This is a genomic window from Pedobacter sp. BS3, from assembly GCF_008274585.1.
GTDB lineage: Bacteria > Bacteroidota > Bacteroidia > Sphingobacteriales > Sphingobacteriaceae > Hufsiella_A.
In genome coordinates this window covers 67,246-89,527 of the sequence record NZ_VTRT01000005.1, presented here as the reverse complement: position 1 = coordinate 89,527, position 22,282 = coordinate 67,246, and the positions used below count along the sequence as shown (strand labels likewise).

At 43.5% G+C, this 22,282-nt stretch carries 18 protein-coding genes; 10 read left to right on the top strand and 8 right to left on the bottom strand.

The window, feature by feature from the left end; all coding sequences use genetic code 11:
• Together FW774_RS13830 and FW774_RS13825 are read right to left on the bottom strand one after the other, a co-directional pair.
• Window positions 1–2,313 (bottom strand): Rv1355c family protein, encoded by a 2,313-nt coding sequence (locus FW774_RS13830; protein ID WP_149348800.1) that lies wholly within the window; start codon window positions 2,311–2,313, stop codon window positions 1–3.
• Between the two features lie 537 nt (window positions 2,314–2,850).
• Window positions 2,851–3,309, bottom strand: a complete 459-nt coding sequence (locus tag FW774_RS13825; RefSeq protein WP_149348799.1) for a carboxymuconolactone decarboxylase family protein — start codon at window positions 3,307–3,309, stop codon at window positions 2,851–2,853.
• 394 nt (window positions 3,310–3,703) lie between these two features.
• Between FW774_RS13825 and FW774_RS13820 the strand changes: the two genes are divergently transcribed.
• Both FW774_RS13820 and FW774_RS13815 read left to right on the top strand, forming a co-directional pair.
• A complete protein-coding gene (locus FW774_RS13820; RefSeq protein WP_149348798.1) occupies window positions 3,704–5,008 on the top strand; it encodes a PQQ-dependent sugar dehydrogenase in 1,305 nt (434 codons plus the stop codon).
• Between the two features lie 578 nt (window positions 5,009–5,586).
• Window positions 5,587–6,030 (top strand): c-type cytochrome, encoded by a 444-nt coding sequence (locus tag FW774_RS13815; RefSeq protein WP_149348797.1) that lies wholly within the window; start codon window positions 5,587–5,589, stop codon window positions 6,028–6,030.
• 8 nt (window positions 6,031–6,038) lie between these two features.
• Here the strand turns inward: FW774_RS13815 and FW774_RS13810 are convergent, their stop codons facing one another.
• Both FW774_RS13810 and glgB read right to left on the bottom strand, forming a co-directional pair.
• Window positions 6,039–7,436 carry a polysaccharide lyase 6 family protein gene (locus FW774_RS13810; RefSeq protein ID WP_149348796.1) on the bottom strand — a complete coding sequence of 466 codons (1,398 nt, stop codon included), beginning with the start codon at window positions 7,434–7,436 and terminating at the stop codon, window positions 6,039–6,041.
• A gap of 82 nt (window positions 7,437–7,518) precedes the next feature.
• Window positions 7,519–9,441, bottom strand: coding sequence for a 1,4-alpha-glucan branching protein GlgB (glgB, locus tag FW774_RS13805; RefSeq protein WP_149348795.1), 1,923 nt, complete (start codon window positions 9,439–9,441; stop codon window positions 7,519–7,521).
• Window positions 9,442–9,707: 266 nt separating this feature from the next.
• Here glgB and FW774_RS13800 point away from each other — a divergent pair, with 266 nt between their 5' ends.
• The 3 genes from FW774_RS13800 to FW774_RS13790 all read left to right on the top strand — a co-directional run bounded on the left by FW774_RS13800 (window position 9,708) and on the right by FW774_RS13790 (window position 11,541).
• Window positions 9,708–10,073: a hypothetical protein gene (locus FW774_RS13800; protein ID WP_149348794.1), complete on the top strand. Its 366-nt coding sequence runs from the start codon at window positions 9,708–9,710 to the stop codon at window positions 10,071–10,073.
• Window positions 10,074–10,739, top strand: a complete 666-nt coding sequence (locus tag FW774_RS13795) for a CBS domain-containing protein (RefSeq protein WP_149348793.1) — start codon at window positions 10,074–10,076, stop codon at window positions 10,737–10,739.
• A 622-nt stretch (window positions 10,740–11,361) separates the two neighbouring features.
• On the top strand, window positions 11,362–11,541 hold the full coding sequence (locus tag FW774_RS13790) for a hypothetical protein (RefSeq protein WP_149348792.1): 180 nt from the start codon (window positions 11,362–11,364) through the stop codon (window positions 11,539–11,541).
• 70 nt (window positions 11,542–11,611) lie between these two features.
• Here the strand turns inward: FW774_RS13790 and FW774_RS13785 are convergent, their stop codons facing one another.
• Window positions 11,612–14,077, bottom strand: coding sequence for a glycoside hydrolase family 31 protein (locus tag FW774_RS13785; protein WP_149348791.1), 2,466 nt, complete (start codon window positions 14,075–14,077; stop codon window positions 11,612–11,614).
• A 175-nt stretch (window positions 14,078–14,252) separates the two neighbouring features.
• Here FW774_RS13785 and FW774_RS13780 point away from each other — a divergent pair, with 175 nt between their 5' ends.
• The 3 genes from FW774_RS13780 to FW774_RS13770 are packed head-to-tail and all read left to right on the top strand — an operon-like array spanning window position 14,253 to window position 18,071.
• Window positions 14,253–16,685, top strand: coding sequence for a penicillin acylase family protein (locus FW774_RS13780; RefSeq protein WP_149348790.1), 2,433 nt, complete (start codon window positions 14,253–14,255; stop codon window positions 16,683–16,685).
• Window positions 16,686–16,688: 3 nt separating this feature from the next.
• Window positions 16,689–17,063, top strand: a complete 375-nt coding sequence (locus FW774_RS13775; protein WP_149348789.1) for a hypothetical protein — start codon at window positions 16,689–16,691, stop codon at window positions 17,061–17,063.
• Between the two features lie 24 nt (window positions 17,064–17,087).
• Window positions 17,088–18,071, top strand: a complete 984-nt coding sequence (locus FW774_RS13770; protein WP_149348788.1) for an acyl transferase — start codon at window positions 17,088–17,090, stop codon at window positions 18,069–18,071.
• On the opposite strand, the gene FW774_RS13765 is transcribed toward FW774_RS13770, so the two are convergent.
• Genes FW774_RS13765 through tyrS form a run of 3 tightly spaced genes read right to left on the bottom strand, consistent with a single transcriptional unit; the run spans window position 18,072 to window position 20,346 of the window.
• Entirely contained in the window at window positions 18,072–18,527 is a 456-nt protein-coding gene (locus FW774_RS13765; protein ID WP_149348787.1) for an RES family NAD+ phosphorylase, read from the bottom strand.
• Window positions 18,527–19,012 (bottom strand): antitoxin Xre/MbcA/ParS toxin-binding domain-containing protein, encoded by a 486-nt coding sequence (locus FW774_RS13760; RefSeq protein WP_149348786.1) that lies wholly within the window; start codon window positions 19,010–19,012, stop codon window positions 18,527–18,529. The genes FW774_RS13765 and FW774_RS13760 overlap by 1 nt, the downstream gene beginning before the upstream one ends.
• Before the next feature lie 53 nt (window positions 19,013–19,065).
• Window positions 19,066–20,346: a tyrosine--tRNA ligase gene (gene tyrS / locus FW774_RS13755; RefSeq protein WP_149348785.1), complete on the bottom strand. Its 1,281-nt coding sequence runs from the start codon at window positions 20,344–20,346 to the stop codon at window positions 19,066–19,068.
• A gap of 135 nt (window positions 20,347–20,481) precedes the next feature.
• Here tyrS and FW774_RS13750 point away from each other — a divergent pair, with 135 nt between their 5' ends.
• Together FW774_RS13750 and FW774_RS13745 are read left to right on the top strand one after the other, a co-directional pair.
• The gene (locus FW774_RS13750) at window positions 20,482–21,156 is read left to right on the top strand and encodes a hypothetical protein (RefSeq protein WP_149348784.1); all 675 of its coding nucleotides are present in this window, start codon (window positions 20,482–20,484) and stop codon (window positions 21,154–21,156) included.
• Window positions 21,156–22,253, top strand: coding sequence for a hypothetical protein (locus FW774_RS13745; RefSeq protein ID WP_149348783.1), 1,098 nt, complete (start codon window positions 21,156–21,158; stop codon window positions 22,251–22,253). Before FW774_RS13750 ends, FW774_RS13745 begins: the two co-directional genes overlap by 1 nt.
• Window positions 22,254–22,282: the final 29 nt, after the last annotated feature.

Sequence of the window (22,282 nt, the reverse complement as noted above, 5' to 3'; positions counted from 1 at the left end):
TTATTTTTTGCTGGTAAAGTAAACCTTATCTAAGTCTAACCGAAGGGATTTTGAGCTTGGTTGTTCACCTGTAAATAATCTAACCAGGAACAAGGGTTCTTCCTGCTGTCCATCCAGCTTAAACAGCTTATTAAAATCTTTATTTAATTTTCTGAACTCCTGCTGAATATTTGCCGGCATATCAATGCCATTACCGTAATTTAAACGGGCAAAATGCAGTATGGCGGCCATTATTGGCTGTAATGAAATAGCATGTTTATTGGCGGTAAGCCACACACGCTCTAACGCTACACCAGCCCGTATACAATTGACCGGATCAAAGGCGGGCATAGTTATCAATGCTGCGGCAGCAGATGTTGCCACCAGCTTGGCGGTCATGTTTTCTAACGCTTTTCCTTTATTCCAGGAAGCAACCATCTGCACAGCCCTGAGATCTCTGGCTACGCGGAATCCGATAGCATCTTTGGGACTTAATTCTAACGTGCGTATATCTAATCCATCTTTTGCGGTCTCAACTTCTTCTTTGCTCCAACGCATTTCTTTTTCAAAAAGCTCGTAATGACCTTGCGGGATAAAAAGCCGCAGCTTTTCGGCCTGACCGGTGATATCAGCCAATGCCTCCATATTCTGTTTTCCTTCAATGATCTTCAGTGCTGCCCCGGGAACCTCTGAAGCAACCGAACGCATTTCGGCCAGTTGATCTGCTTCTATCTGACCACCCTGCCCTAAATGCCGGTTGGTAAAACGGATGGTTATATAGTTTACCAGGTCATCTTTACGAACGGCTGCTTTCTCAAAGCTGAATACGGCGATCAACAATGGCTGACCCTCTAACGGGAATAGTTTTTCTGTTACTTTCAGGCCTAACCCGGCGGCCTTAAGCTTCAGGTTTTCGATAGCTGTACCAAACGTTACGTACGACACCATATTTTCAAAATCGCCGTACGATTCTGAACGTTCTATATCATGAAAAAGATAGATCTGCTTACCGTCTGAGTACCATTTCCAGGGTTGGTTATTACCTGCCGAGGGTGCTATGGCCGCCGCTGCTACCAGTGTTTTTAACGTATCGGCATCGGTTACGCTGTTCTGATGATATAAAGGCTCAACTTTTGCTGCTTCGGCAGCCATTTGCTGCTCATTTAACGATCTTTTGGTATACCGGAATACCGGTTCTTCTTCCTTCGGATCACCAACCAGCTCTTCGATATCAATAAAATACCGGCCAGACTGATGATACTGATCCAGCAGCACCCTGCGGCATATATCGGCAGTCATGCCACCGCCCATAGTTACCGCACTGGCCAGCTGAGGCCACGTAGATATGGTTTGTCCTATTTCTATTGCCGAGGCTTTAAGACGGGTCGACATGGTTTCCACACCTACTATCGGTAATATATAAGGCAGTTTTTCTTCCATGGTTTTGGCATCCTTAACGTTAGAGAGATCCAGATGCTCAACGTACCCGTGTAAAATAGGCCTGTCGGGCTCCAGGTCAAAACGCTCTACATCAATAGTTGCCCTGTCGCTGGCTTCCATCAGTACCGGGATACGATGTTTTTTAGCGGCTATGCGGCAATTAATTTTCACATCTACCCCATCGCACTCATCAATCAGCACATTCAGCTTGCCACCTTCCAGTAAAAAGGCTTCCATATTGGTATCGGTTATCCCCTCGTGAAAACAGGTAACTTTCAGAAAAGGGTCTATCTCGGCAATTTCACGGGCAACCAGAACGGTTTTTTTCAGACCCATGTTGTGTATGCCGCTTCGTAAACGGTTCAGGTTGGTAATTTCAAGCTCATCAAAATCGGCAATACGCAACTCGCCAAAGGTACGCTCCATAGCCAGTGTAAGCGATACGGATTGCCCAACTGATAACCCGATCACGCCTATCCTCTTTTCAGAAAGCTTTAACCGTTCTTCATCAGTAATTTTATACCGGTTCCGGTTGGTTCTTAAAGCAATAAATTCTGCCTCATCTACTATATGCACCAATTTCTCGCTCCACGGATAGTATACCCAAACGCCATAATCATGCGGATCGATACCATTCAGGTGTCTTTCAACAGCTTCATGCTGCTCTTTATCGGTTAATGTTTCGCTGGGCTGAAAAGATTTTACCAGTTCTCCAAGTTGCGACTGAATAGTGTCATACACCGTTATGTATGGTTTTTCAGTAAGCAGGTCAAACAATTGCTGCTTTTGCGCACGATCTGCAAGCCTGAAAAACAAAGGCTGATAGCCATTGTAATGCTGCTGGGTTGAGCTTTTTTTAGTTAAAATCTCATTTATAGAAAGCTGGGATGCCATTTTTATGTATTTTAATGTTTTTATTAACTGGTAAAATAAAAGGTAACAAATGTGATTTTTATCTACCGATTACAAATTAAAATAATTGCTCCTGAATATTTTTAAACACGTTTACCTTCGAACAATAAAAGTATATGAAAAACATGAAAAAAGGCAATTTAAAAAAAATTAAACCTTACTTTGTTTTCCTCCCGGTTCGGGAATCTGGTTTAAAGCGTATTGGATAATGTTTTTTTAGATAGGCCCACAAGGCTCAAAGACACTAAAAGCCTGTTAGTTAGGTTATACGGAGGGGGGCTGACTAAAAAGTCAAAAAGCAGCGTCATTTCGATCCCGAAGTCTCGCATAGGCGTCAAGTTAATTTTAGGGTTTTTGCTATCAATTTATTGATTATTAGACAGTTATTAGCAAAAAAACGGCAAGTAAAGTGGGAGCACAGACAGAGCTAATACGAATAGCCGGGATCTCACTACGTTCAACCCCCAACCCCGAATTACTCGGGGGGATCGCTGTGCTCAACTTTTTACTTTTAACTTTTCAATGCTGCCCTACTTTATAATTTCCGGGAACACTTCCAAACGAACGCATCAAACGGTTCCAGGAATTGATCTGGGCCACAGCAAGGCTAAGGTATGCTATTTCCTGTTTAGAGAAATATTTCAGCAGATCTTCATGGATATGGTCGCTGTGCTCCTCTTCCCGCATCCGCGTAAGCGTTTCGGCGAAAGCCAGCACTGCTTGTTCTTTTGGCGAATAATATGGCGTTTCCCGCCAGGCTGATACAGAGATCAAACGTAACGGCGTTTCGCCTGCATGAATAGCTTCTTTATAGTGCATATCCATACAATAGGCACAACTGTTTATCTGCGATACTCTCATACGTAGCAGCTCAAGCAGCTTGCGATCAAGTCCTGAACCGTTAATGTAAGCTTCTACCTGCCTCATAACCTGCATCAGGCCGTCCGGCAGCTCGTTGTACGATATTTTTTCCATCATTAAATTATTAAGCAATTAAAACTGTCAACCTGTGTTCTTAGGTTTCCATGAGCCTAAAAGTAATATTCTGAAACGTATTATCTGATATTTATAATAAAGTTGTGATTACCATGATTATCTGCCCATAACCGGACAAGCCCGGGCTTAAAACGGGTATACCCAAAGCCAAATTCTCAAAACAAAAAGCCAAACCCGGTTATTTTTTATATCGGCTGGTTTTAGCAACTTTACGCTTGATCTGAAAACAAATTGGCCGGGTATTCAAACCGCTGATTGTAAACGGTGTTATATTTTATTGATAAACAATTATCTCATGAAACCAGCATGCTTAAAATAAACATTAGATAAGCATCGAAGGTTTCATCTGACCATTAAAAACATAAAAAACAAACAGATGAAAAAGCCCGTCATTTTTCTCCTCCTGACAGGAATTTCGAGTACTGCTTTTTTTGGATTTTGCGCCAATCATGAACAACCGAAGACAGCCCCGGCTCAAACGTTACCTGCTCCTGACCAGGACAATGCTGGTTTAAAGCTTCCGGCGGGGTTTAGTGCGTTAAAAGCTGCCGACAAATTGGGCAAAGCCAGGCATCTTGCCGTAACGCCCCAGGGCGATATTTACGTAAAGCTTGCCCGCCCGGTTAATAACAATGGGATCATCTGGCTGCATGATACGGATAACGATGGCCGCATGGATGAGCAAAAAGGCTTTGGAAATTATGGTGGCACAGGCATTTACTTAAAAGACGGTTATTTGTATGCCTCATCTAACGAGGAGGTTTTCAGATACAAGCTGGATAATACCAATAAGGTAACCGATACAGACAACCCTGAAAAGCTGGTTACCGGGCTGATATCACGCCGTCAGCATGAAACCAAATCGATTGTGCTGGATAATGACAATAACATTTACGTCAACATTGGCGCTTATAAAAATTCCTGTCAGGTTCAGGATCGCACCCAGGGCTCACCGGGCATTCCGGGCTGTCCGCTGCTTGATTCGGCCGGTGGGATCTGGCAATTTAAGGCCAATAAGCAAAACCAAACGTATAGTGATGGCGTACATTACGCAACCGGTTTACGTAATGTGGTTGGCTTAGACTGGAATACTCAAAACAATACATTATTTGTCATGCAGCACGGCCGCGATCAACTGGATATGTTCCCGCAATATTATGATGCCAAGGCTTCCGCCGATTTGCCTGCCGAATGTATGTATATGATAAAAAAAGGCGACGATGCCGGCTGGCCATACACCTATTATGATCCTTTTAAAAAGAAAATCATGCAGGCGCCGGAATATGGCGGCGATGGTAAAAAGGAAGGAAGTAACAAATACCTGAAACCTGTGGTTGCTTTTCCGGCCCACCTCGCCCCTAACGGATTACTATTTTATACCGGATCGATGTTCCCGGAAAAATATAAACACGGTGCCTTTATTGCCTTTCACGGTTCGTGGAACAGGGCTCCTGAACCGCAGGCCGGTTATTTTGTGGCATTTGTTCCGTTTAAAGACGGAAAGCCATCCGGAGAATGGGAAATTTTTGCCGATGGTTTTTCTGGTGTCAGCGAGGTTAAATCCCCAAGAGATGCACAACATCGTCCCTGCGGTTTAGCTCAAGGGCCTGACGGCTCGTTATATGTAACAGACGATGCAAAAGGAACGGTTTACCGGATTATGTATCAGGGTGGGAAGTAGCTGGTCACGGCTCATAGTTCATGGTTCATGGCTTATAGTCCGGAAGTCGGCAAAGTCAGAAAAGACCGGAAGCTTACTTGCTGATGGTTCATAGTTCATGGCTAATGGCTAATGGCTAATGGTTCATAGTTCGGAAGTCGGCAAAGTCAGAAAAAACCGGAAGCTTACTTGCTGATGGTTCATAGTTCATGACTAATGGCTAATGGCTAATGGTTCATAGTTCGGAAGTCGGGAAGGTCAGAAAAGACCGGAAGCAAGAAAGGTGGAAGGCAGAAGGTTTAGAGGTAGAAGGCTCAAGCTAAACAAATCGCACTGCCCGGTTCCCTTCTTCCGCCAGTTGGCGGAGTTAGGGATGAGGCCAAGCAAGGACATAGATGCAGGAAACGAGATGAATAGCACAGTCTTACTCCTTCCCTTGCGCCACCACTAAAGCTAAGGCGGCACGCGGTTGGGAGGGTCGGGGTGGCCCAGGCAAGAGACAAGACAAGGAGCAGAAACTACTCCCCTTCTGCCAGCCGGCGGAGGGTTGGGGGTGAGGCCTAACAACGAATGACGAACAACTAACAACTAACAACTAAATGAGAAAATACAGTCTTACTATAGCTATCGCTTCCTTGTTTATTTTTTTCGTACAGGCGCAAACTAAAAAGCCTGCCGTTCAGCCTAAAAAACCCACTGGCACAATAGTACAAACAGCGATGATCCATGGCAAGGCGTTGTACCTGCAATATTGCGTTACCTGCCACCAGGCAGACGGAGGTGGCGTTCCCAACCTGAATCCACCACTTATTAAAACTCCGTATGTATTAGGCGATAAAAAACGCCTGATCAAGATTTTGCTCCAGGGGCTTAATGAAGATATTGAAATAGATGGCGAAATTTACTCTAACGCAATGCCTGCATTCAGCATGAAAGACCAGGAAATTGCCGATGTGCTGACCTATGTACGCAACTCTTTTGGCAATAAGGGCCCGGCTGTTACCGCAGCAGAAGTAAAAAGTGTTAGAGCAACGTTAAAATAACGGTTAAACTAAAGTTTCACTTCGAGCTTTTCATTACGCTGCAGCCATTGCGGACCAATATCTTTTCCCTGTAGTAAATCATCAGGGTTAACGTATGTTTCTTTTATCGGCATTTTACGCTTTTGAGATAGCTCAGCGTTTAATAACGTTTCAGCTTTACTGCCTTTTTCAGGCAACCATAACCCGTTACCGGTTTTACGTATTCCCAGCTTATCCTGGGTAAATCCATCTGGACTACTCTTACCGGGTTTACCCTCGATCCAGTTATTTTCAATGGTTTTACCTTGCGGTTCGTCTGTAAATTTTATGGCGGGAGTTGATACCAGGATATTATTGATAAGCGATAAATTCTTCGGCGGCACCACCCGCTTGCCCTCTTTTCCATCCCGGCCGGCTCCAATATCAAAACCCTGCCTGCAATTCACCATCATGTTTTGTGCGATCAGCGCATTTTTCACCTGCCAGTATTCAAACAGCTGGGGATTTTCAAAAGCATCCATTACCGATATGGAGGATCGTAAACCATCACCGGCAAGCCCCTGCAAATAGTTCCGGTAAACCTGATGATTTTCGCCAATAACGCGGATGCCCCCGGTATTTTGCACACCGTTACCTATAAAATAATTTCCGTAAACGGATACAAAATTACCGTGCCGTAAGGTGAGCGTACCCACAGATTCGTAAAACAGGTTATTGCGAATAATATTGTAGCAGCTCTTGTTCGAGATGATTTCCATCTCGCCATCGCAGTGATAAAAAATATTATCTTCTACCAGTGTACGCGATTCGTTCATAGAAACCTGACTGGTACCAATCCGGATGGTTTCGCCGCCATTCGCACCCAGATCGGGACGGTCGGCAAAGAAATTATGGTCGATACGATGCTCGTTCGGCGTATTTTCTACCCAAACTACCAGTGTTGTTCCCTGGTGGGTTTTACCTTTAATGTAGCAGTGGTCAACACGATTATGGTTACCAAACAGCGATATCCATTTGTAATCCAGCTTTTTATCGGACGGATTATAATTTATAATTGCCGAATTGGTAAAACGGCAATGAGATGAATTCTTAGAAAAAACCACCACATCACTTTTAGAAGAATAACCGTCCCGGAAATTCAATCCATCAACTTCAAGATACTTACCGTCAATTAATAAGGTTGTTTCACCGGTTAGAACTGTTGCTTGCGGATTCTCGGCCTGCAAAATAACCGGCTGAGCTTCGGTTCCCTGCGCTTTAAATATCAAACGCTGGTTTTTCCATTCGCCGGATTTTAACAGTACTTTATCGCCCGGTTGCAATTTAAGGGCTGATAGCTCTGCAGCTGAACTTATTAAATAATCTTTCGCCTGGGCAAAATTACAAGCGAGAAGCAGCAAAAAGCCGCTTAACTTCAGTTTGTACATTGTTCGTTAATTCGTTGTTTTGATCTTTTGGTTATTTGGTTGCCCCATATCTTAAATACCTTATACAATCCTCAATACATTGTTATTTCGCCCGCTTTAATACAATACCAGCCAGTGGCGGTAATTGTATAGCTAATGAATGTTGCTTGTTCATCCACAGAATAGCTTCTGCTGTTAATTTGCCTTTCTGGCTTATGCCGCTACCATTATATACTGGTGAATCGCTGTTAAATATTTCCTTCCATTCGCCTGCTCCCGGAACACCAATCCGGAAATCATTTCGTACAACGGGTGTCATATTGAGTACAATAATCAGCTCATCATCCGGCCAGTTACCTTTCCGGGCATAAACCAGCACCGAGTTTGCTGCATCATTTACATCGATCCATTCAAAGCCATCGGCAGAAAAACTCCGTTCAAATAAAGCTGGTTCTGAGCGGTATAATGCATTCAGCGATTTTACCAGCTTACTTACGCCAACATGGGGTGCATACTCCAGCAGATGCCAGTCTAACGATTGAGCGTAATTCCATTCTGAGCTTTGCGCAAATTCATCACCCATAAACAACAGCTTGGTTCCCGGATGTGTAAACATATAAGTGTACAGTAGCCGTAAATTGGCAAATCGCTGCCAGTCATCGCCCGGCATTTTGTACAGCATAGACCGTTTGCCATGCACTACCTCATCGTGCGAAAGCGGAAGCATAAAATTTTCGGTAAAGGCATACACGGTGCTAAAGGTGATCTGTCCGTGATGATATTTCCGGTAAACGGGCTCCAGCTGAAAATAGCTGAGTGTATCGTTCATCCAGCCCATCATCCACTTCATCCCAAAACCTAAACCGCCCGAAAACACCGGTTTGCTTACGCCTGGCCATGCGGTCGACTCCTCTGCAATGGTCTGCACATCCGGAAAATTGCCATAGACCGCCGTATTGAGATCTTTAAAAAAGCTGATGGCATCCAGGTTCTCACGACCGCCAAACTGGTTAGGTATCCACTCACCTTCCTTGCGGGAATAATCCAGGTACAGCATAGAGGCCACGGCATCAACCCGTAAGCCATCGGCATGAAAACGGTCCAGCCAGAAAATCGCGTTACTGATCAGGAAGGCTCTTACCTCGTTACGCCCGTAATTAAAGATGTACGATTTCCAATCGGGATGGAAACCCTGCCGTTCATCGGCATGTTCATACAAGTGCGTTCCGTCAAACCGGTATAAACCGTGGGAATCGCCCGGAAAATGTGACGGAACCCAGTCTAAAATAATACCAATATCATGCTGATGCAGCTTTTCTACCAGGTACATCAGATCCTGCGGCGCACCGTAACGCGACGAAGCTGCAAAATAGCCGGTAACCTGGTATCCCCATGAGGGATAATACGGATGTTCCATCACCGGCATAAGCTCAACATGGGTAAAGCCCATTTCCTTAACATAAGGAACCAGCTTATCGGCAATTTCGCGGTAGCCCAGAAACTGGTCGGGCGATTCCGGACTGCGGGCCCAGGAGCCAATGTGCACTTCATAAACCGAAACAGGCTTATTCAGAGCGTTTTTCTCAGCCCGTCTGTCCATCCATTTTTCATCGTTCCACTCATACCAGGTATCCCATACAATAGACGCTGTATGTGGCGGCTCTTCCCAACGCAACGCAAAGGGATCGGCTTTTTCAAGCTCCTCGCCGTTATGCGAACGTATAAAATATTTATAGGTTTCGCCGGTTTTTACACCGGGAATAAAGCCTTCCCAAATGCCCGAACCATCCCACCGGACATACAATGTGTGTGTGTACCGGTTCCAGCCATTAAAGTTACCCATAACCGAAACCCGCTCGGCATTGGGAGCCCAAACCGCAAAATAAGTTCCGGAAAAACCCTGATGATCTGTAACATGTGACCCAAATTTTTCGTATAATTTAAAATGTTTCCCGGCTCTGAACAGGCTTATATCAAAGTCTGTAAAACGTGAAATAGCAATTACCTGGTTCGGCTCTTTTTCCATCAGGAGATATTTTTTAAAGTAAAAACAGTTTTACAAGTTATAAAAAGAATTGTGAGAATGAGAAAATAAATATGCAAATAATGGAGATATCTTTGGGGGGCGGCTCTGAATATATCAAACACGGGGTAACCCGCTGATAGCCATTGCAAAGTACATCCGGTTGAAAATTATCTCTAAGAAAGTGTAACGATTTACATTTTTTTAAATAAAGAAATTAACTTTTAAAAAATTATATTAAATTTGTTTCAATAGTTTATCAGGCAATTATGAGCAAGACAGCCCGGAATAACAAATCAGAGCCTCATTACAGCATCAGCCTCTCTTTTGAAGAAATAAAACTTCCGCCTTTTCATGATATATTGGTAGTTGGCAAATATTCTCCGCAGGGGAAACATGGACTAAGCCGGTCTTTTGATCTGCTTATACCGAATGGTTTTGAAATGTTCGAAGTAAAAAATGAATATGTTGAGGCCGTATTCATTAATAAAAAGATATTAAGAAAAATACCACATACAAAGATCATTGATATTTTATCGGTAAAGGTATTTCCTTTTATTGCCGAAGGAGAATTGTTAAAAGTTGATTTTAAAATAGCTGTTTCGTTTTCAAATATTGAGCAATCCGACATATAAATGAATATCTCAGAACTGATACGCTATGATTTCAAAGTAGTAAAACCCTATGTAAGTATTAACTCTGTAAGACAGGAGCTGATTACATATAAGGCGCTTGCTGTTATTGATGATGATACAAATATTTTTCTTGGAGTGCTTACTCCGTTTGATGTTACTGCAAAGCCTCACAACCTGGTAATTGATTGCCTTACGGAGAAAACTATCCTTACGGCCGATTGCTCGGTTACTCATGTCCTGCAAACTATGGAGGATGGTCATTCTGAGGTATTGCCCGTTTTTAAAGAACAGCAACTGGATGGCCTGATCTTTAAAAAAGACATTGTGGATTTTCTCTCTTCCCGGAAGATCGAACTGGAAGAAAGAATTGCAACCGAAGAACAAACGGTATTACAGCAACACCAGGCGTTGCAAAAACAAAATCAGTTACTGAAAGAGATTATTCATACGCAATGCCACAAGCTCAGACGACCGGTTGCCAATGTGCTTGGCCTTATGGAAATTATTGACTACACCAGTCTTTCTGCAGAGAATCAGCGCACTATTGCCTTACTAAAGGAGTCTGTAGAACAATTGGATGATGTGATCAAAGATGTTGTGCGGAAAATTAACGATACTGATAATGATATTACACCAGATTTCCCGGATGATAGTTTAACGGTTTAGCACTAAGAAGCTGTTTAAAAATGAAAAAGATAAGTTATGCAGAGCAACACCAGCCCCCGCTGAGACCATGAACGGTGTCTTCACCGTCCATGAATTAAGCCTGTAAAAACTTTATATAAAATTTAAACAGCTTCTAAGTTTTACCGCTGCGTGCTATTGTTTTAAACAGCAAAAGAGCCTTTGATTTTAGATAATAATCTCATTCCTTTGTAACTATGAGATTATTATCGGTTCTATTAATAACCTGCATCATTTTCATATCCTCTTTTAACGGGATAATGAAGCCTGTTATGGAACCGGTGAAAAATAGCTCATGTTGTCAATACCTGTCTGGCAACCTTGTCTGCCATCGTAATGCAGCAAATAAGCAAGATGACAATTGCAATAAACCGGGATGCCCGATGATGTTTTCCTGCAGTACATGCGGTTTTTTGTTTTCAGAACCCATCAACATCCGCAAACCTGCTACAAACCAAATCCAAAAACCGGTACTACTACACAAAATAGGGCATGTATCTGCCTATTATTCTTTACATTGGAAACCTCCCAAAGCCTGTTAATAAATAAAGCAAACCTGAACCGTTGCAATTTTATATTTATTAACATTTAATTCTAAAAAGAAATGAAAAAAATAGGTTTAAGCATGCTGGCAATTGTATTTGCCGCTGCTACTGTTATAGCTAACGGAGAAGTTCCCGTTAAAAAGGCCAATACCAAACAAGCAACTTGTACCAGTTGTAGCAAAGACCATTGCACAACTAAGGCAGATTGTCCGGCAAAGGAAAATTGTCCTTGTAAATAACGGTCTGTTATAGCACAAAACCCTGGTCTCCCAGGGTTTTGTTATTTTAAGTAGCTATAGCTTATACCCATCAAGCCAGCACCTGTATGTATTTAAAGTTTTTATTCACCTTTATCCGGATACATTTCAGTTCATCTTCCTCCAGCGATCCGGCATAATCTTTATTATCAACAACAATACGTGCCGGTTTAAAAGGCAGGCTAATGATCTTCAGATCATAAGTTTCATATCTCGGTGTAAACAAACCTTCTATAGATTGCCTGATGGTAAACGAAGAAGCGTCACCATTTACAACAAACTTCTTTTCCATGTAGATATCCTGCTCGTATGCAAAGGTATCGCCGTGGTCTTCGTAGCAAAATGAGTTAACTTCATAATCGGCATAATAAACCTGGAACATTACCTCGTCCGGTTCAAATTCGCCAACATATTGCATCAGCGGCGATTCGGGAATAACCGAACCAGCCCTGACAAAGATCGGCATACTGTCTAATGGCGTATTTACAGTAATTTCAGCGCCCCCTTCAATCAGGTCGTGCGTCCAGTAATCGTACCATTTACCTTTCGGCAGATAGACGATCTTGCTTTTCTGACCAGGCTCTGTTACAGGAGCAACCAGGATTTTATCGCCAAATGTAAATTCGTTCTCACGGTAGTGATTAGTTTGATCTGCCTGCTCAAGCATTGCTACGGGCCTCAATATCGGGAAGCCATAACGATGTTGTTCCCAGAATGCAGAATAGATATAAGGCAATAAACGGTATCGCAGCTCAATGAACTTACGGTTTATAGCCTCGTATTCCTCGCCAAAGCTCCAGGGTTCGCGTTCGCGGGTATCGCCGGCCGAATGGGCCCGCATAAATGGCGAGAATACGCCAAACTGTATCCAGCGGGTAAATAATTCAGCATCGGGCTCACCGCTAAATCCGCCGATATCCGTTCCGCAAAATGAAATGCCCGACATCGATAATCGCTGGCATTGCACTGTACCCAGCTTAAGGTGTTCCCACGATGCCACGTTATCTCCTGTCCAGACAGAAGAATACCGCTGAACGCCGGAATAGCCGGCTCGTGTTATAGTAAACGGACGTTTGCTTTTATATTGTTTTTTAAGCCCGTCGTACGTGGCACGCACCATTTGCATACCGTAAACATTATGCGCCTTGCGGTGCGACCCGCGATAACCATCGTAATTATGCCGCACATCTACCGGGAATGTACCGGTTCCGAAAACTGCAGGCTCGTTCATATCATTCCATACTCCTGCAACGCCGGTTTCCGCCAATTCTTTAAACAAACCGCCCCACCATTCACGTACTTCAGGATTGGTAAAATCAGGAAACTGACAGCGTCCGGGCCAAACATAGCCTTCCATAAAGTAATCGTCACACCGGCGACAGAAATACCGTTTTTCCTTTCCTTCGCGAAATACCCAGTAATTTTCATCTACTTTAATTCCGGGATCGATAATTACAACCGTCTTAAATCCATCATCCGCCAGCTCTTTGATCATCCGTTTTGGATCGGGAAAATATTTTTTATTCCAGGTAAAACAACGGTAGCCATCCATATAATCAATATCCAGGTAAATGGCATCACATGGAATTTTACGTTCCCTGAAGTTCCGGGCTATATCCTTTACTTTACTTTCGGGATAATAGCTCCAGCGGCACTGATGAAAACCTAAAGCCCACATAGGCGGCAACTGGTGAGTTCCGGTTAAAATATGGTAACGTTTTACCACATCTATCATTTTAGGCCCGTGTATATAGTAGTATTGCAGTTCACCGCCATCGGCCCAGAAGCTGGTTTGCCCGGCATTTTCATGGGCAAAATCAAACTGTGTTTTAAAGGTATTATCAAAAAATATCCCGTAGCTGGTTTCGCCGTTTATGCCGATATAAAAAGGAATTGAGCGGTACAAAGGATCCTGGCCTTTGGCAAACGAATAGGTATCCGAATTCCAGTTTTGCAGGCGTGAGCCACGAAGGTTAAGGTCTACGGTTTTATCGCCCAGGCCATAAAAGGCTTCGGTTTCGGTAGCTTTTTTAGTTGCATAAACGTAGTAACCGCCATAATCCAGGTTTTCCTCCCAATGCATGGCAATCGCGTCCTCGTTAATAATCGTATCTATATTATCCGCAAAAGCGATGTGGAAATTTTCCTTATAAATAATACATGCAATAGTGTTGGTAGAAACTTTATACGCATCAACAGTCTCGTTGAACGAAAATACAGTTGCCCGCTGCTCTGTTTGCGGAACAGCATACGAGAAATCTTCCAGGAAAGTACCGTGGGGCGCCATCCGCACACGGATTATTTCATCGCTAACCACTCTTACCTCTACCCTGGCATCGCCATCAGAAAAATAAAAATTATTATAAAGCTGGTTATATTCTTTTACGGCTGTTAAGTATTTCTTTTCTACAGGCTGCACACCTACAACCGGGTTATTTACATGCTGTATGCCTTCATCCAGTTGCTCTATACTATATTGATTCTGAGTCTCTTCCGTAATCTCTTTCTTATCTTCCATTGTGTTCATTTCAGGCCATTAAACTCAAATATACACAGATATCGCAATTAAACGCATTAAACATATCAACATCGCAATAAATTCAACAAATTATTAAACATCTAATGCACAAAGCCTCAAAAAAATCAAACTTTAGCAACCGCACAAATACGTGTTTATTTGTACTTTAGCTTGTATGAAATACGCTAAAGCTATTGGTCTATCAGCCTTTGTTATTGCATTCACCATCATTTTAAATACCAAATTAGGCGATATCCCGCCATTGGGTAAATTTTTAAATCCATTCCGGGGATTCTGGAAAAACGCCGAGAAGATCAACCGGTTTTCTTTACAGGATATGGCGCTGGATAGCCTCAGAAGCCCGGTAAGCATCACGTTTGATGAACACCGGATTCCACACATTTTTGCCCAAAACGATGATGATCTATACTTTATTCAGGGATATTTAACCGCCCGCGACCGTTTGTGGCAAATGGACTTTCAAACCCGTTTCGCGGCAGGAAGGCTATCGGAAGTTGTGGGCGCCAAGGCCCTGGAGTTAGACCGTTACCAACGCCGTATGGGGATGGGCTACGGCGCCGAAAATATGGTTAAGCAGTTGGATAATGATCCTGAACAGAAGCGGGTATTGCAACGTTATGCCGACGGTGTAAACGCGTACATCAACCAGCTAAAGCCCGGAGATTACCCCATCGAGTTCAAGCTACTGGATTACAAACCCGAAAAATGGGAGATCATTAATTCGGCCTTATTGCTCAAGCTCATGTCGGCTACGTTGGCCGGAGGTTCTGATGAATTTTATATGAGCAATATCCTGAAAAAATACGGCCCCGAAATTACCAGCGACCTGTTTCCCGATTTCTATTACAAATCCAACCCGGTCATACCCGCCGGTACAACCTGGAATTTTAAGCCCGTAGCCATTCCAGAAATACCAGATACCTATACGGCATTCAATTCAACTATCACGACAAAGCAACATGAAAGCGGCATTGGAAGTAACAACTGGGCCTTATCCGGCAACAAAACAGCAAGCGGGCATCCCTTGCTGGCTAACGACCCACACCTTAACCTCACCTTACCGGCCATCTGGTACCAGGTGCAGCTCAGTTCGCCCGGAATGAACGTGTATGGTGTATCAATTCCCGGCTCGCCGGGCGTCATTATCGGGTTTAACCAGCATATTGCCTGGGGCGTTACCAACGTATATGCCGATGTGCTGGATTGGTACAGCGTAAAATTTAAGGACAACCAGCATAAACAATATTGGTATAATAACCAATGGAATACTATAAAGCAACGTATTGAAACTATCCGTGTTCGCGGTGGAAAAACCGTATCAGATACGGTTCTGTACACGCACCAGGGGCCTGTGGTTTATCTTGAAAATCAAAAACCGGGCAATTTTTCAAAAGCCGCCAATGTGCCGCAGGGATATGCCTTACGGTGGATTGCACACGACCCGTCATCAGACATCAAAACATTTTACCTGCTTAACCGGGCAAAAAATTACGATGACTATCGCAAAGCCCTTACCTGCTTTACGGCTCCGGCACAGAACTTTATCTTTGCCAGCACCAATAACGATATTGCCATTACACCCAATGGTTACTTCCCGCTAAAGTGGAAAGACCAGGGCAAATTTTTGCTGGATGGCAGCAATCCCCAAAACGACTGGCATGGCCGCATCCCGGCAGACCAGAACCCAACGGTAAAAAATCCGCCGCAAGGTTACCTTGTTTCGGCTAATCAACCTTCTACTGATAGTACATATCCTTATTACGTTAACTGGGAATTTTCGCTCAACGAACGGGCCGAGCGCCTTAATGCCCGCTTGTCTGCCATGAGCAACGCCACCGTTGACAGTATGCGCAACCTGCAAAACGACAATTACAGCATGCTGGCAGACGAGATTCTGCCTACTTTATTATCATACCTTAACCGGGATAATCTTTCAGCTACCGAGGGTGAATGTTTATACCTGATGAAAAACTGGAACAAACGCTATAATGCCGATGAAAAAGCAGCTAGTATTTTCGAGATATGGCAGCAAAACCTGTCAAAAGAAATTTGGGATGATGATTTTGGCGACACGAAATTCCCCATGCGTTATCCATCGCAGGATAGAACCGTTCAGCTTATTCTACACGAACCGGATTCCCGCTGGTTCGATAATGTAAAAACCCCGCAAAAAGAAACACTAAAAGATTTGGTTGATAAATCATTCCGTTATGCGGTTGATAGCCTGGTAAGAGGATTCGGCCCTGTAAGTTACCAATGGCAGTGGGGCAATGTAAGAAGCCGGCGGGTAAATCACCTGGCTAAAATTGCCGGATTTGGTTCCAGGATATTGCACATTGGCGGCGCTAAAGGCGCAGTGAATGCCTTAGGGCCGGAAAGCGGCCCTTCATGGCGTATGGTTGTTGATCTAAGCAACCCTGTAAAAGCCTACGGTATTATTCCCGGCGGGCAATCCGGTAATCCCGGCAGCTTTTACTACGATGATATGCTGACCATCTGGTCAACGGGCAACCTGGATAGCCTGCATTTTCTTATTTCGCCCGTAACAGATAAAAAGTTCCATACGGTTAAATTTTCAAATCGCTAAGCCATGTTATTTTTATTTATACTGATTGTCGCTTTTATTTTGCAGCTCTTTTTACCCTGGTGGATTATTGTTCCTGTAGCTTTTGCTTTGTCATTGTGGCGCTCAACAGCCGGCAAAAACGCTTTTAAATCCGGGTTCTGGGCAATTTTCTTGTTATGGATAGGCACTGCCTTGTATTATACCATTCCTAACCAAAATTTGCTGGCCAACCGGGTAGCGCAGTTGTTTATGTTACCCGAAACCAGCATTAGTTGGATAGTAATTTTACTGGTTACAGCTTTGATCGGAGGACTTGTTGCCGGCTTGGCTGCCCTGGCAGGATATTTTTGCAAAGCAGCATTTTTTACAAAAAGCTTAAATCCGGAACACAAGGCCTGAATCTTTTAGCTGTATCTTTGCCCTGTGAATATTCCTATTCAGCAATTATTTTCAGCGCACAGCCCTGTCCGCTTTGAACAGTTAGCACTTGATATTTTCCGGTATCAGGCCACGGCCAATAAAGTATATGCCAGTTTTGTTAAAAACCTGGGAATTGACATACCTGCTGTCAGACAAATTGAACAGATCCCGTTTTTGCCTATCGGGTTCTTTAAATCGCATGATGTAATTTGTGACGACGCTAAACCGCAGATTGTGTTTACCAGTTCGGGAACAACAGGAATGGTTCAAAGCAGGCACCTGGTAACGGATGTATCGTTGTATGAACGAAGCTATCTGGCGGCTTTTAATCATTTTTACGACGACGTGTCACATTACGCCATATTAGCGTTGTTGCCCTCTTACCAGGAGCGTGAAGGCTCATCATTAATTTATATGACGGATGACCTTATCCGTAGAAGTAATCATACGGAAAGCGGTTATTTCCTGTATAACCAGCATGATCTATATCAAACGCTGCAAAACCTCAAAGCCCTGCAAATACCAACTATCCTGCTGGGTGTAACCTATGCCCTGCTGGATTTCATCGAGCAGTATACCGTTGATTTCCCGGAATTGATTGTGATGGAAACAGGCGGTATGAAAGGCCGGCGAAAGGAAATGATACGCACCGAGCTACACCAATTGCTTTGCAAAGGCTTTGGAGTAACGGCAATCCATTCTGAATATGGGATGACCGAGCTACTCTCGCAGGCATATTCAAAGAGCGATGGAATTTTCCGGTGCCCGGGATGGATGAAGGTATTGCTTCGTGATACCAACGACCCGCTAAGCCTGATCGAGCATGGCCACACCGGAGGAATTAATGTTATCGACTTAGCTAATATCCACTCGTGTTCCTTTATTGCCACGCAAGATTTAGGAAAGTTGTATCCTGATGATTCGTTCGAGGTTATTGGCAGGTTTGACAACAGCGATATCCGCGGATGCAACCTGCTGGTGCAATAGTTACTCCTTCAGGCGGTTATCAAACTCAAAAATCTTCTTTTCTACCAACCTGACTTTCAAAGCATCCGGATGCAGTGGATTAAGCAGGTAATTATATTCGCCCTCAACAATTGCCGAGGGCACTTTCATCAGCAAATGCTTTTTTTCGGCTATAAAATATTTTCCAATGTATTTGAGGCGCAATGCCCTGGCGCTATCTTTCCAGTCTATGGATAAATCGGACATTGAAATAGTGTCAATACTATTTTCAGGCACATCAAAACAGGCTGAGCAATAATCTCCCTGAAGCTGGTCAGGCCGGATATGCACCAGCACTTCCAGCACAGCCAGAGGTTTTGAAGATGCAAAATATACCATGGGTACGCCAACTTCATTCCAGCGGCCACCGTACAAACGGGCACCGGTGCCACTTAAATCGGTAACATAAGCGCAGGTAGCTATCCGGTATATGAGCATTAGCAGAATATACCATGTTCTATACGGCCAAGCTCTGCAAGCACCATATCGAACCCGATTGACGTATCTAATAAACTTAACGGAACTTCGTTATGCAAGGCATAATTGGGGGTGTTCATCCAGGATTTAAACGCCTCTAAAGTACCCAGAACCTCTACCCCACGGGCATACAAACGTGCAAGCTCAATGGCCTTTTCTGAGTGCTCCGGCTTAATCAGGGCGTTATCATCATAGCGTTGCAACGTACGCTCTGAAATATGCAGAATATCTGCGATATCCTGAATGGTAAGCGATATTTTTTTAGCCAGTGTTAGCAATGACTTTTTGGGGATACCCCGCCGGGTAAGATTTAAAAACTCAAAATCTGAGCTTAATGACCCGGTTAGGTGCAAAATATTTGCCCCCCCGAACAGGTTCATTACCGAAGATTGCGGCAGGGCATTGTATGCAACAGCAGGTTCTGAAACTTGATTTTTCTTTGCCATACATCAGACATTAATACTCAAAGCTACGACAAAAGTCTGAAAAAAATCAAATTTTATTGAAAAATAACCAGGTAATAATTCTTCTTCCCTTTCTGGATAACCATAAACGCATTATTAACCAGCTTATCTGTCGTCAGCACTTCATTAATATCCGTAATCTTAACCCGGTTAATGGCAACACCACCGTTTTGTATCATTTTCCGGGCTTCGCCCTTAGACGGAAAAATACCGGTATCAGCCAGCAGATCCATAACAGGAATACCTGATTGTAAACCGGTTTTTGATGCATTTAATTGCGGAACACCATCAAACACGTCCAATACTTCATCAAAGGTCATATCCTGTAAAAATGCAAGCGAACCATTTCCAAAAAGGAATTCCGAGGTTTTTAAAGCGGTTTGCAGCGCTTCCTCAGAATGGGTACGTGCAGTGATTTCTTCGGCAAGCGCCTTTTGTAAAATCCGCAGGTGCGGGGCCTGGTCATGCTCTGTTTCAAGCGCTTCTATTTCTTCCTGTTGTTTTAAAGAGAATATACGTATCCAGCTTTTTGCATCTTCATCCGTAGTATTCAGCCAGAACTGGTAAAATTTATAGGGCGATGTTTTTTTCGGGTCAAGCCATACGGCGCCACTTTCAGTCTTACCGAATTTGGTACCATCTGCTTTTTTAATAAGCTGGGTTGTTACGGCAAATGCGGTTCCGGCGGCCTTGCGCCTGATAAGCTCTGTTCCGGTAACGATATTCCCCCACTGGTCTGAACCGCCCATCTGTATCTTACAGTTTTTTTCTTTCCAGAGCCAGTAAAAATCATAACCCTGCACCAACTGATAGCTGAACTCGGTAAACGACATTCCGGCATCGCCTTCAAGGCGCTTTTTTACCGAATCTTTAGCCATCATGTAATTAACGGTAATATGCTTACCTACATCACGAATAAAATCCAGGAAATTAAAATTTTTGAACCAATCGTAATTGTTCACCATTTCGGCACTATTGGCCCCGCAATTAAAATCCAGGAATTTCTTCAGCTGTGCTTCAATGCAGCGAACATTATGCGTTAATATTTCTTCCGAAAGCAGGTTACGTTCAGCAGATTTCCCGGATGGATCGCCCACCATACCGGTAGCGCCACCTACCAGTGCAACCGGCTTATGACCGGCCCGCTGAAAATGAATTAAAGTCATGATCTGGGTAAGATGCCCCACATGCAACGAATCTGCTGTCGGGTCAAAACCGATATAGCCCGCGACCATACCTTTGTTTAATTCTTCTTCGGTACCGGGCATTATATCGTGGAGCATACCTCTCCATTTCAGTTCTTCAATAAAATTCATGGATGAAACTAATATTAAAATTCGCGTTGCAAAGATAGGAGAATTGTACAAACGAGCTAAGCTTGCCTGAAATCACGCTATACACATTTCGGCTATTCTGAAAAAATCCTTATTTTGTAGGAACAGGAAACGAACATGAACTTTTTATCACATTTTTATTTCGACCGGTATTGTCCTCATCCCGAAAGGGTACTGGGAACGGTGCTGCCCGATTTGATAAAAAATGCCAATAAATCATGGATCATACATCCCAACAAGCATGCGGAACAATTACAGGCTGATACGGCGTTATCTCTTATCCTTAGGGGATGGAACCGGCACCTCGAAGTAGACAAGCATTTCCATAACTCCACTTATTTTTTCTCACAGACACAGCTAATTAAGCAGGCTGTTCTGCCGGTAATCGGAGAATCGCCGGTAAGGCCTTCCTTCCTGGCTCATATAACGCTTGAGCTTTTGTTAGATCATCTGCTTATCACAAAAGAAATTGTTGATGCGGGGGATTTCTATAATTATCTGAAACAGGTAGAAAAAACTGCAATCGATCAATTTTTAGCTATAAATGGCATTGATCAGATCCCTCATTTTTTCAGGTTTTATGACGAATTTATACGTAGTGCCTACCTGCATCGCTACAGCGAAATAGAAAACATTACCTATTCCCTGAACCAGATATGCGCCCGTTTATGGAAAAATCCGTTTACCGATACACAAAAAGCTCAGCTAAGCGATGTAATAAGCAATTATGTCAATAACTTTGATTTTGATTTTATGATTATATTTGAAGAAATTGACACCCGCTTAAATTAATGCGCCTTACTTTTTATCTTTTCTTTTTGTTTTTTATCCCATTAGCGGGATTTGCCCAGCAGAAATACAGCAACGAATTTCTAAGCATTGGCGTTGGCTCGCAGGCATTTGGCATGTCGCAATCGGTAGTGGCATCGGTAAATGATGTAACTGCCGGGTACTGGAATCCGGCGGGGTTAATGCGGATGGAAAACCCAACACAGGCCAGTTTGATGCACTCCGAATATTTTGCCGGATTGGCCAAATATGACTATGCCGGCTTTGCCACTGCCGTTGCCGACCATACGGCTGTTGTGGGCGCTTCCATTATCCGCTTCGCGGTAGATGATATTCCGGATACATCAGAGCTCATTGATGCTGATGGCAACATTAATTACGACCGTGTAAAATCTTTCTCTTCGGCAGACTATGCGCTAATACTATCGTATGCCCGAAGAAAAAAGAACAACCGTAAAGATAGTACGGGCAGTATCATCCCGGCAAATGGGCTAACTTATGGCGCTAATGCAAAGATCATTCACCGTAAGGTTGGACAGTATGGAAAATCGTTTGGATTTGGAATTGATATTGGCCTGCAATATAAGCTTGGCAAATGGGGTTTTGCTGCTGTTGGACGTGACATTACCACCACCTTTAACTCCTGGAGCTACAATGCCGATAAGCTAAGTACGGTTTATACTACCACCGGGAACGATATACCTGAAAGCAGTACCGAAATTACCTATCCACGTATTATTTTAGGTACCTCGTATAGCAGCAATATCGGCAAGAATATCGGCCTGACCGGCGAAGTTGATCTCAATTTTACAACCGATGGCAAGCGAAATGTCCTGGTTTCGGCCAAACCGGTAAGCATAGATCCAACCGTGGGGTTAGAAGTTAATTTCAAAAAGATAGCCTATCTGCGTGGCGGAATCGGAAACATTCAGCAATCAATTGATTTTGAAGGCCGTAAAAATTATATGTACCAACCGAATATGGGTGTTGGTGTACGCATTAACAATGTTTATATTGATTATGCGTTGACTAACGTTGGTAAAGCATCTGATGCTTTGTACAGCAATGTGTTCTCGTTAAAACTTGATCTGGGAAAATAAGAACAGGCAACGATTATATGAATAATTGC